This is a genomic window from Aeromonas sp. AE23HZ002T15 (assembly GCF_054165525.2).
Genome location: NZ_CM201342.1, coordinates 2,637,549 through 2,649,247, shown reverse-complemented (window position 1 = coordinate 2,649,247; position 11,699 = coordinate 2,637,549). Strand labels below are relative to the sequence as shown.

General features: G+C 63.1%; 10 protein-coding genes. 2 read left to right on the top strand and 8 right to left on the bottom strand.

Annotated elements, in window-relative coordinates; genetic code table 11:
- Positions 1-125: 125 nt before the first annotated feature.
- A complete protein-coding gene (locus tag ACT5M9_RS12325) occupies positions 126-1,343 on the bottom strand; it encodes an aromatic amino acid transporter (RefSeq protein WP_457982985.1) in 1,218 nt (405 codons plus the stop codon).
- Positions 1,344-1,746: 403 nt separating this feature from the next.
- Here ACT5M9_RS12325 and ACT5M9_RS12320 point away from each other — a divergent pair, with 403 nt between their 5' ends.
- Positions 1,747-2,127 carry a TonB-dependent receptor gene (locus ACT5M9_RS12320; RefSeq protein WP_457982987.1) on the top strand — a complete coding sequence of 127 codons (381 nt, stop codon included), beginning with the start codon at positions 1,747-1,749 and terminating at the stop codon, positions 2,125-2,127.
- Positions 2,128-2,232: 105 nt separating this feature from the next.
- Here ACT5M9_RS12320 and tnaA read toward each other — a convergent pair whose 3' ends face one another.
- The 6 genes from tnaA to norV form a co-directional block, all read right to left on the bottom strand.
- On the bottom strand, positions 2,233-3,699 hold the full coding sequence (gene tnaA / locus ACT5M9_RS12315) for a tryptophanase (RefSeq protein ID WP_438548189.1): 1,467 nt from the start codon (positions 3,697-3,699) through the stop codon (positions 2,233-2,235).
- A 203-nt stretch (positions 3,700-3,902) separates the two neighbouring features.
- Positions 3,903-3,974 carry a tryptophanase leader peptide gene (tnaC, locus tag ACT5M9_RS12310; RefSeq protein WP_520395676.1) on the bottom strand — a complete coding sequence of 24 codons (72 nt, stop codon included), beginning with the start codon at positions 3,972-3,974 and terminating at the stop codon, positions 3,903-3,905.
- A 195-nt stretch (positions 3,975-4,169) separates the two neighbouring features.
- A complete protein-coding gene (locus tag ACT5M9_RS12305; RefSeq protein WP_457982990.1) occupies positions 4,170-5,387 on the bottom strand; it encodes a 4Fe-4S binding protein in 1,218 nt (405 codons plus the stop codon).
- Positions 5,388-5,533: 146 nt separating this feature from the next.
- The gene (locus ACT5M9_RS12300; protein WP_457982992.1) at positions 5,534-5,875 is read right to left on the bottom strand and encodes a TehB family protein; all 342 of its coding nucleotides are present in this window, start codon (positions 5,873-5,875) and stop codon (positions 5,534-5,536) included.
- Positions 5,876-5,922: 47 nt separating this feature from the next.
- On the bottom strand, positions 5,923-7,086 hold the full coding sequence (gene norW / locus ACT5M9_RS12295) for an NADH:flavorubredoxin reductase NorW (protein WP_457982994.1): 1,164 nt from the start codon (positions 7,084-7,086) through the stop codon (positions 5,923-5,925).
- Positions 7,083-8,576, bottom strand: coding sequence for an anaerobic nitric oxide reductase flavorubredoxin (gene norV, locus ACT5M9_RS12290; RefSeq protein WP_457982996.1), 1,494 nt, complete (start codon positions 8,574-8,576; stop codon positions 7,083-7,085). Before norV ends, norW begins: the two co-directional genes overlap by 4 nt.
- A gap of 170 nt (positions 8,577-8,746) precedes the next feature.
- On the opposite strand from norV, the gene norR reads away from it, so the two are divergent.
- A complete protein-coding gene (gene norR, locus ACT5M9_RS12285) occupies positions 8,747-10,276 on the top strand; it encodes a nitric oxide reductase transcriptional regulator NorR (RefSeq protein WP_457982997.1) in 1,530 nt (509 codons plus the stop codon).
- A gap of 90 nt (positions 10,277-10,366) precedes the next feature.
- Here norR and ACT5M9_RS12280 read toward each other — a convergent pair whose 3' ends face one another.
- The gene (locus ACT5M9_RS12280; RefSeq protein WP_457982999.1) at positions 10,367-11,371 is read right to left on the bottom strand and encodes a substrate-binding domain-containing protein; all 1,005 of its coding nucleotides are present in this window, start codon (positions 11,369-11,371) and stop codon (positions 10,367-10,369) included.
- Positions 11,372-11,699 lie beyond the last annotated feature (328 nt).

The following is an 11,699-nucleotide window of genomic DNA, read 5'->3' as shown; positions in this document are numbered from 1 at the left end:
GCCAGGGTTCGCAGTCCTGAGGCATGCGGTGGGCCGCAGGCGTCATCTGTCTGACTATAGCCCCTCCGGAACGGCTCAAAAAACAAGGCGCCACTCGGGCGCCTTGTCGATAGGGGGTCGAAAGACTAGCCCAGATAGGCCGGCAGCAGACCCGCCATGTTGAGCAGGTGGAAGGCGGCTGTCAGCACCCCGAACAGGATCACCAGGGCGATCATCAGCACCCCGCCTGGGGCGTGGAAGCCCTCACCCTTGCCACCCTTGGCGGCGCGCACCTTCCAGGCCAGCAGGGGCGGAATGATGCAGGTCCAGAGGGTGGCCACGGCACCGGCGTAGCCGATGGCGGCCAGGAAACCGAACGGGAACAGCAACGAAAGCACCAGGGGCGGCAGGAAGGTCACGGCCCAGGACTTGCTGCGGCCGCGATGACTGTTGTCGAACTTGAACAGGTCCGCCAGATAGTCGAATACCCCGAGCCCGACCCCGATGAAGGAGGAGAGGATGGCCGCCATGGAGAAGGCGTTGAGGGCGCTCGCCACCGCCTTGGATTCGATGACGGATCCCAGCGCCGTGAGCAGGGCATCCACGTTGCCGTCTTGCGCTATCACGGGGCCGAACGCGCTGCGCGGCAGGTTGCCGAACACGCTGACCAGCCAGATGAGGTAGAAGGTGAGCGCGATGACGGTGCCGCCCAGGATGGCGCGGCTGGCGCGGCGCTCCTCGCCATAGTAGGCGCGCATGGACGACACCGAGTGGTGATAGCCAAACGAGGTGAGCGCCACCGGCAGCATCACCAGGGCATAGGGGGCGTAGCTGTGTTCACTGCCGACCTTGTCGAGCAGCAGATCAAGGCGGATGTTCATGGACATGCCGGAGATGCCGAAGGCGAAGCTCAGCCCCATCAGGATCACCAGCAGCACCGAGATGCGATCCACCGCCCGGGTGGAGTGCCACACCAAGCCGGAGAAGGCCAGGGTAAACAGCACGGATCCCCAGTGGCTGCCAAGCCCGGTCATGCCCTCTATGATGAGGCCGGCCGAAGTGATGTAGGCATAAAGCAATATGCCGCCGACGAAGTAGACGCTTAAGTTGTTGAGTGCGTTGACCTTGTTCCCCAGCAGATCCCGGGTCACGGTATCGAAGGAGACGCGCAGCGGGTAACCCTTGTAGGACTCCAGCAGCATCCAGCCGGAGACTGTCATCACCACCATGGTCAGCGCCACCGCGAGCATGGACCAGAGCGTCCAGGCACCCGCGCCCGCACTGGGCAGCCCCAGCATACCGGCTCCTACACAGACGCCGGCAATGATGCATGCCCCGCCCACCAACGATGGTTTATGTTCCATTTACTTCCCCAAAGACGATTGTTGATCTGGTCGCGACCGCGGACCGTTGCATCTGCTACGCCGGTTGTCATCGTAAGATCGCGCTCATCTGTACTATCGGTGCCCAGCCGCTTGCTGCTGCGTCAGCGAGGCAAGACGTGGCTGAGGCTGGCTACCGATCCCAACATGGCAGCAGGGCCGCCATTTTGGGGGTGTGACTTTACCCTGCATGCCCTCGGGTATCAAATCCGCAGGCCCAATAGGGGGATCCAGGGCCGATTTTGGCGACATCTGGCTACTTTCAGACGATCCGCTGCTGCTGAAATCTGTCTGGCGGCGCCTCAGTGGATGGCAGCGGCATGGCGAAGGGCTGCCCACCCGGCGCACTATACTCAAGCCGGTTTTCACGGCAAGGAGCCACCCCATGGACAGGAAGTTCGTCATCATCGCCCTCTGCTATGCCCTGCTCGGCATGGTGCTCGGCATCTATATGGCCGCCTCCAAGGATCACGGCCAGTTTGTGACTCACGCCCACATCATGCTGGTGGGGTTCGTGGTGTCGTTCAGCTATGCCCTCTGCCACCGGCTGTGGCTCGGTAACCCGAGCGGGCGACTGGCGCAGGTCCAGTTCTACCTGCATCAGCTGGGGGCGGCCGTGATGACGGCGGGGCTCTATCTGCTCTACGGCCAGCTGCTGCCCCCGGAGCGGGTCGATCCCTTCCTCGCCGCCTCCTCCCTGGCGGTGCTGCTCGCCATGGGGATCATGCTGGCCCAATTTGTGCGGCGTCCATCCGTGCAGCCATAACAACACGGCGCCCGAGGGCGCCGTGTTTGATGATGAGGTTGAAGCGGTTATCCGACCCCCTGCTCAGGGCCGGGATTGGGCAGCATAGTCCGCCCCCCACAGCCGTCATGCCTCGATCAGCTTGCCTTTCTGTTTGCTGACAGTCGGCGCACCGGGTTCAACCTCTTTCAATCTGGCGGTGAAGTGGCGCAGCACCGCCGGCTCATAGATGAAATCGAGCCCCTTCACGTTCTTGGCGTTCTTCTTCACCTCGCCGAACGCCTCGATGACGAAGTCCATGTGGGTTTGGGTGTAAGTGGCGCGCGGTATGGTGAGGCGCAGCAGCTCGGCCGGGCAGGGGTGCTGCTTGCCGGTGGCGGGATCGCGCCCCAACAGCAATGAGCCTATCTCCACCGCCCGGATGCCGGCCACCTTGTAGAGCTCGCACGCCAGGGCGTGGGCCGGGAACTGATCCGCCGGGATGTGCGGCAGCAGCTTGCCCGCATCGACGAAGGCCGCGTGGCCGCCGGCCTGCTGGCACACCACGCCGATGGCCTCGAGGCCATCCACCAGGTACTGCACCTGGCCGATGCGATAGGCCAGCCAGTCCTGACGCATGCCGTCACGCAGGCCGACCGCGAGCCGCTCCATGGCCCCCCCTTCCAGACCGCCGTAGGTCGGGAAGCCCTCCTGCACCACGCACAGGGTGCGGCACTCGGTGTAGACGTCCAGCATGCTGTCGTCCTTAAAGCAGAGCAGGCCGCCCATCTGCACCATGGCGTCCTTCTTGGCGGACATGGCGAGACCGTCCGCGTACTTGTAAGACTCCATGGTGATCGCCTCTATGGACCAGCTCGCGTAGCCGGGCTCGCGCTGCTGGATGAAGTAGGCGTTCTCGGCGAAGCGGGCCGAGTCCATGATGACGGGGATGTCGTATTTCTGGGCAATCTCATACACCGCCTTCAGGTTGGCGATGGAGACCGGCTGGCCACCGGCGGAGTTGCAGGTGATGGTGCTGACGATATAGGGCACGTTGGCCGGACCCGCCTCCAGGATCGCCTCCTCCAGTTTCAGCAGATCGAAGTTGCCCTTGAAGTCGGCGGTGACCGAGGTATCGAACGCCTCCTTGGTGTAGACGTTCTTCGCCACGCAGCAGTTGATCTGGGTGTGACCCTGGGTGGTGTCGAAGAAGTAGTTGGAGAGGGCCACCATCTTGTTGCGATCCAGCCCCTTCTCCTGCTCCCGCTTCTTGATGAGCACGGGAATGTAGATCTGCTCGGCGCCGCGCCCCTGGTGGGTGGGGATGGTGAGCGCATAGCCGAAGATCTCCTGCACCGCCTGCTGCAATGCGTAGTAGCTGCGGCTGCCGCTGTAGGCCTCGTCGCCGCGCAGCATGGCGGCCTGCATGTTCTGGGTGATGGCGCCGGTGCCGCTGTCGGTCAGCAGATCGATAAACACATCCTCGCTGTCCAGCAGGAAGGGGTTCATGCCCGCCCGCACGATGGCCTCCTCCCGGTAGGCGCGGGTGGTGCGCTTGACCGGCTCGATGACACGAATACGAAACGGCTCGGGAAGATGCTTGAAGTTTTCCATGATATAGACACCCAACTGTAAATATTCGGGATGAGTCTCAGCCTCCGCCTCAATTAATGGTGAAGCGGAAATAACGGCATGAGATCGAGTGCACGCCAGCGCCTCGCCAATCAATATGGCGAGCGGGGGTGCAGACTATTTCGATTCAGGAATGTGGGCAGGCTTGGATTATTGTCGGCAATAGCCAAGCGGCCGCAGAGGCATTACAGCGGGAAGAAGAAGGCGATCTTGTGATCCAGGGTAAACCACTTGGGGGAAGCGATTTGGGTAGCCATGTTATTGCTCATCTGGTGATTGAATAACGCCGAATTAACAGGAGTCATTATGGTTGGCCTTTATTCATTCGCAATTACCGGATGAGGGAATTGCGATGGTGCTAACAGTTTTCTCGGGGGGAGCGATATATGGCCCCTCCCATCATCAGCGCCATTTAACCCGTAAACACCCGATATTTCCCGGCCGATAAAATCTCAATGGTTCAGCCAGGGCAGGCGCTGCAGCAACCAGTGGCGATCGGCCAGAGGCGTCTGGCTGACCCAGGTATCCAGCAGGCCGTATGAGAGCAGCGGCAGCACCAGCAGCAACAGGCAGAGCAGGGCCAGCAACCAGGCCGGGCTGAGCCGATGCTGACGACTGCCGAGGTGCAGCGCATCGGCCCGCTTGGGACAGGCGGCGACGCAGCTCAGGCAGCTGGTGCACTCCAGGCTGCGTACCGAAATCAGCTGATGCACCCGGATGCGGGACGGGCAGGCCCGGCTGCACTTGTCGCAGTCGTGACCCTGGCTTCGCAGGCAGCGGGCCGGATCCCGGCGAATGCGCAAGGGGGTGAACAGGCCGAGCAGGGCCAGCCAGGCGCCATAGGGGCAGAGGTAGCGGCAGAAGCCCTGCCGGAAGGCCGCCGTGAGCAGCAGCACCCAACCGAGGCACAGGCCCGAGATCAGGGTCAGGTTGAAGAAGAAGGCCCCCATCTTCATGTCCGCCGCCTGATGATAGGGGCTGGTGAAGTAGCCGGGCAGGGCAATGCTTGGCACCGCGATCAGCACGATAAACAGCAGGAAGCAGAGCACCAGAAACTTCTGGGCACGCAGGACGAGATCCAGCCAGCGCGGCGGTGTCCACTCCCCCGGCAACAGGCGCGAGCGCAGGCCGTGCAGCCACTCCCCCACCAGCCCGAGGGGGCAGAACCAGGCGCAGAAGGCCCGCCCCAGCAGCAGGGCCGACAGGCTGAGCACCAGTACAGTGATGGTCGCCGCCGGATGGTGCGGATCCACCAGCCCCTGCCCGAGCCAGGCCCGCAGCCCGAGCCCGCCGGCGATGGGCAGGAAGCCGTCCACCACGTCAGGACGCATCAGCCAGGGGGTCATCCCCTGCCCAAGCTGCCAAATGTGGACGACATATTGCGCCGTCACCAGGCCCCAGCAGAGCAGCAACATGTGGCGAGTCCATTCCCGCAGCGGCTGGCTGTTGATCTCGGCCAGCGCCGGTAAGGGCCGGATGCGGTGCAGCAGGCCGAGGCCGCCGACCACCAGCCCCAGTGCAAGCCAGAGCACCGAGTCCGCCACCAGCAACCAGAGTGCGGCGGCCAACAGCAGAGAGAGAGCCCATGACCAACCGGATCGCCCCTGCCACAACAACAGGACCAGATAGACCAGACCCGAGGTCATGGTCAGGGCTTCCAACAGGCTCATGTGTCCCTCACAGTGCTCATCCGAATCGAGGGGGCAGGATAACCAACATCTGAGTTAATGATTTTGATCTGCATGGGCAGAGGGAGCATTTGCCCGCTCCCCCGTCAGCCCTCCTGTTGGCCCCTGTTATTTGCGGCTGTTGAACCTTATGCCTTGCGGCTGTTGAACAGCGGCTGGTCCGACTCTGCCTGCTCAGCCCAGAAGTGGATGTTGAAGCGGGCATCTTCCGACAACTCTACCCTGTGCCAATACTGGGGCGGGCTGGTGGCAAACTCCCCGGCCCGGATCACCAGGCTTATCTCCGGCTGCTCGGCCTGCTCATCGGCGAAGCCATGATAGGTAACGGTTCCCTTCATCACGCAGAGCTGACCGAACACCCCGGCCGCCGTGTTGTGGTGGGTGAGCAGGGCCTGGGGCACATTCTGGCGGGTGAAGAAGGGGGTAGAACGACGCACCACCCAGTGGGCGGGAATAAGTTTCATGGACATAAGTTTTCTCCTCAGAGGGCCGGAATGCCCCGGCCTCAATCGATGAATCAACGGGGCAGCTGGCGCAGCAGGGGGAAGGCGGCGCTCATCTGATCGCCTCCCACCACGAAGCCGCACAGCTCGCCATCTTCGCCGCGGGCCTCGGCCACCATGCCGGCGCGGTTCCAGCGGCATTGCCAGGCTAGATCCTCCCCCCGGGTGCGGCCCGCCAGCTGCAGCGGGTAGCACGGTGTCTTCACCTTCACCAGCATGGGTGGCAGGGTCAGCGGGGTCGGCGTGCCGAGCAGAGTCCTGGCCAGGGCGTTGGCCCCAAGCACGATTGGTTGTAGGAAGGGCAGCAGCTGGCCTCGCCACTCGATGCCATCGCCCAGGGCGAAGATATGGGGATCGCTGGTTCGCAGGCAGTCATCGACCCGGATGCCACGCCCGACCTCGAGCCCGGCGCTCTGGGCCAGGGTGAGATTGGGCTTCAGGCCGATGGCGGCGATCACCAGATCCTGCGAGCTGATGCGCCCGTCACTCAGGGTGACGCGCCAGCCATCGTTTGGGCGAGCCGGATCCTGCGGGGCTATGTCGGCAATACCCTGTCCCAGCAGCAAGGTTACCCCCTGCTCGCGCAGGGCCTGCTGCAACGGCTGACTCAGGGCCGCCGGCAGCAGGGTGCTGAGCGGGCTGTGAGCCAGATCCACCAGCGTCACCTCTTTCCCCGCGCTCGCCATATCCATCGCCAGCTCGCAGCCGATCAGGCCAGCCCCCAGCACCAGAATGCGGCTGGCGGCGCGGATCCTGGCCTCGGCGGCGGCATACTCCTGCTGGCTATTGAGAGTGACCAGGTATTCGCTGCCCGGTATCTCGGGGCGCACCGCGCTGGCGCCGGTCGCCAGCACCAGCTGGCCGTAGGGGAATTCCCCTTGTTCGGTCAGCACCAGCCGCCGCACGGGATCGATAGCCAGCACCGGGCAATGGAGCAGCAGAGCTATGCGCTGCTGCTCGGCAAACGCGCTGCCGCTCAGCCGGGTCATGGCGGCGGCGCTGCAATCCCGGCTCACCACGTGGCTCAAGTCCGGCTTGTTGTACTCGTCGCCACTGTCCGCCGTGATAAGGCGAATGGGCCGTGCGCCATCCAGCTTGCGCAGGCTCTTGATCAGTTGCTGGGCGGCGAAGCCGCTGCCGATCACCACTATCTCTTCGCTCATGGGGATGGCGCTCATACACAGGCCTCCACGGCGCAGGGCTCGAACACCTCCTTGCCGATGCCGCAGCCGGGACAGAGGAAGCTGTCCGGTACCTGGGCCCATGGGGTGCCCGGCGCCACCAGCTGATCCGGTTCCCCCAGCGCCGGGTCATAGACCCACTGGCAGACGGTGCAGAGCATGCTCTGATCGTCATCCCATTCAGCCACGGCCGGCGCGGCTTGCGGCGCCGGGGGCACGGCAGCAGCCATCATGGGGGCTGGTGTCACCTCCGCCTGCGTTGTGGTGATCGGGCGGGGCGCCTCCAGCGTATGCAGTGCCCACTGACGGGCGAGACGGCGACCATGCTCGCGACATTCCGCCAGCGCCGAGCCATCCGGCCGCCACTTGGCCTTGAGGGAGAGGCTTATGTCAAAGCCCGCGTCCATCAGCCGGGTCTGGATCCGGTCCACCGCGCCGCCGGTCCAGCCGTAGCTGCCGAAGGCCGAGGCACGCTTGTTGCGGAACCGCAGGCCGGTGATCTCCTCGAGCATGCCTGCCACTTTGGGCATCATGACGTTGTTCATGGTGGAGGAGCCCACCAGAATGCCCTTGGAGCGGAACACCTGGGTCAGGATCTCGTTCTTGTCGTGGCGGGCCACGTTGAAGATCTTCACCGCCACGCCGGGGTCCACCTCGTGGATGCCCTGGGCGATGGCATCGGCCATCATGCGGGTGTTGTTGGACATGGAGTCGTAGAACAGGGTGATCCGGTCTTCCTGATACTGATCCGCCCACTCCAGGTATTTGAGGATGATCTGGGTGGGATCCTCGCGCCAGACGATGCCGTGGGAGGTGGCCACCATGCTCACCGGCAGGTTGAAGCCCAGCACCTCCTTGATCTTGGCGGTCACCAGGGGGCTGAAGGGGGTGAGGATGTTGGCGTAGTAGCGCTGGCACTGCTCCATCAGCTCGGTCTGATCCACCTCGTCGTTGAACAGGTGCTCGTCGCAATAGTGCTGGCCGAAGGCGTCGTTGGAGAAGAGCACCGCATCCTCGGTCATATAGGTCATCATGCTGTCGGGCCAGTGCAGCATGGGGGTCTCGATAAACACCAGCTGCTTGCCGTTGCCGATGTCCAGGCTGTCACCGGTCTTGACCGGCTGGAAATTCCACTCTGGGTGGTGGTGATGGCCGGTGATGGAGTCGATGGCGTTGTGGGTGCAGTAGATGGGGGTGCCGGGGATGCGGGCCATCAGCTCGGTCAGGGCGCCGGCGTGATCCTCCTCGGCGTGGTTGATCACCACGTAGTCGATGGAGGCGAGATCGATCTCGGCCGCCAGGTTCTGCACGAACTCCCGGCTGAACTTGTGATCGACGGTGTCGATCAGCACGTTCTTCCCTTCGCGGATAAGGTAGCTATTGTAGCTGGTGCCCTTGTGGGTCTTATACTCGGTGCCGTGGAAGTCGCGCACCTCCCAGTCCCGTTGGCCGACCCAGTGAATGTTGTTCTTGACGTGAATGCTCATCCGGCAGTTCCTCAGCTGAAATAGTGTATGTTCGACTGAACCAGCTATTGCAGCGGACGTGCCAACTTATAACCTATTGTTTTTACTGGATACTCATATCAGTCATTGTCATTAAGACACCACGCCTTTATAGTCAAAATCACAAACACACTGTCATTTGGACAATCCCTGTGATCTCCACCGACCGCCTGGCGCGCATCGCCCTCGACCTGCAACTCGGCATCTCCCACCAGGACAGATTCCATCGCCTGATCCAGAGCGTACGCAGCCTGCTGCACTCGGATGCTTCAGCCCTGCTGCGCTACGAGGGGGGCCAGTTCATCCCGCTCGCCATCGACGGCCTGATGCAGGACGTTCTGGGTCGCCGCTTCGCCCTCAAGGATCACCCGCGCATGGAGGCCATCGCCCGGGCTGGCGACGTGGTGCGCTTCCCCGCCGACAGCCAGCTGCCCGACCCCTATGACGGCCTGATCCCGGATCACGACGACTTCAAGGTGCACGCCTGCGTCGGCCTGCCCCTGTTCGCGGATCAGGCGCTGATCGGCGCCCTGACCATAGACGGCATGAACCCGGCCCAGTTCGATGACATCAGCGACGAGGAGTTGCGGCTGGTGGGAGCTCTGGCGGCGGCCGCCCTCAGCAATGCCCTCTTGCTGGAGCGGCTCGCCCGCCAGAGCAGCGAACTCATAGAGTCAGGCCCGCAGGCAGGTGCTGGCCAGCCGGAGATGATAGGCAACTCCCCGGCCATGGCCCGGCTGCGCCACGAGATAGACGTGGTGGCGAGCTCGGAGCTGAACGTACTGATCCTGGGGGAGACCGGGGTCGGCAAGGAGTTGATCGCCAAGGCGGTGCATAAGGGCTCACCGCGCGCCGGCGCGCTCCTGGTCTACCTCAACTGCGCCGCCCTGCCGGAGTCGGTGGCAGAGAGCGAGCTGTTCGGCCACGTGAAGGGGGCCTTCACCGGTGCCATCCACAACCGGGCGGGCAAGTTCGAGCTGGCGGACAAGGGCACCCTGTTCCTCGACGAGATAGGCGAGCTCTCCCTGCCCCTGCAGGCCAAGCTGCTGCGGGTGCTGCAATACGGCGACCTGCAGCGCATCGGTGACGACACCCCGCTCAAGGTGAACGTGCGCATCCTGGCGGCCACCAACCGGGATCTGAAGCAGGCGGTGGTGGATGGCGCCTTCCGGGCCGACCTCTATCACAGGCTGAGCGTTTTCCCGATCCAGGCCCCGGCCCTGCGCGAACGCACCGACGACATCCCATTGCTGGCCGGCTATTTTTGCGAGCGCTGCCGGGTCAGCCTGGGACTGGAGCGGCTGCGCATCCAGCCCCAGGCGCTGCAACTGCTGGCATCCCACGACTGGCCGGGCAACGTACGGGAGCTGGAGCATGCCATCCACCGCGCCGCCGTGCTGGCGCGGGCCGAGCAGGGCAGCCAGAGTCCCAGCCTCGCCAGCCACCACTTCAATCTGGGCACTGGCACCCTGCCCATGTCCACCAGCCCAGGCGTGGCGCTTGCTGAGCCGCTCTTGCCCACCGGCCTGGGGCTGAGGGCCGCCACCGACGCCTTCCAGCTCGCCCTGATCGAGCAGACTCTGGCGGCTCATGCGGGCAACTGGGCCGCCACCGCGCGGGCGCTGGAACTGGACGGCGGCAACCTGCACCGGCTCGCCCGGCGGCTCGGCCTCAAGACCTGATAACTCCCCAGATACGAGCAGCCCAAAAACAAAGACCCCCTCACATCGGAGGGGGTCTTTCGTTGGACTTTCGCTTGCGATACGCTGAGGTCAGCGCAGGGATTTGACCGAGCGGCGCACGATGAGCTCTGGCTGAACCGTCATGGATTCCACCTCCAGCTCCTTGTTGCGGATCCGGCTCACCAGCTGCTGCACCGCCAGCAGACCGAGCTCGGCCTTGGGGTGGCGAATGGTAGTGAGCGGCGGGCTGGAGAAGCGCGCCATCTCGATGTCGTCATAGCCGATCATGGAGATGTCGTCCGGCACCTTGACCCCGGCTTCCCAGGCGGCGCAGATGGCACCGATTGCCATGGGATCGTCGAAGGCAAACACCGCGGTCGGGCGCGGGTTCAGGGCCAGGATGCGCTGCATGGCATCGAAGCCGCTCTGGCTCTCGTAGTCCCCCTCGAAGATCTGCTCCTCTTTCAGGGTCAGACCCTGCTCGCCCAGGGCGTCGCGCACCCCGTCCAACCGCTGCTGGGTGGTGGGCTTGGCGAGATGGCCGGTGATGCAGACGATCTCTTTGTGACCCAGCTCCAACAGGTGGCTCACCGCCAGGCGCGCGCCTATGCGGGCGTTGTCGTTGATCACGTTGGCGAAGTCGCACTCGTTGCCCCAATCCAGTACCACCTGCGGCACCTTCTTGTGGATGCGCAGCATGTCCCTGAACTGGGTGTCGATGTCGGTCCCCAGCACCAGCAGGCCATCCACCCGCTTCTCCATCAGCATGCGCAGATAGTGCTGCTGACGGGGGGGCTGGTTCTCTGTGTTGCACAGGATCAGGCTGTAACCCTGCTCGAAGCAGTAGGCTTCCACCCCCTGTACCACTTCCGCGAAGAAGGGGTTGGCACTGGTGGTCACCAGCATGCCTATGGTCTTGGTCGAATTGATCTTGAGACTGCGCGCCACCGAGTTGGGCGCGTAGTTCAGCTCTGCCACCGCCTCAAGCACTTTCTGGGTCGCATCTTCGCTGACCCGACGGGTGTGATTGAGTACATGTGAGACGGTGGAGATGGATACGCCTGCGCGCGAGGCGACATCCTTGATAGTTGCCATCTCTGTCTCCTGAATAACAAAGGCGGAACAGTAGCAGATTTCCCGAATAAAGGCTTGGTTTTAACGGGCACTGCCAGTGAATTGTCAATCTTGGCTAATCTAGGCGGTCGTTTCTATTTGCGCAAACGAATTTTGGTCAAAATGAGAGCAGGCGCAGGACGAAATATCGTCAGTTTTTTACTCTGAAAATTGTCACCATGACAATTTGTTATCTGTATGTTACGCCACCATGGCGATATTAAACTCCAAAAACAGATAACCAACTGCGTATTTGTTTCACAAAACCCCTCTTCCGCCTGCTCCGGTTAGTATCTTTAACATCTTGTTA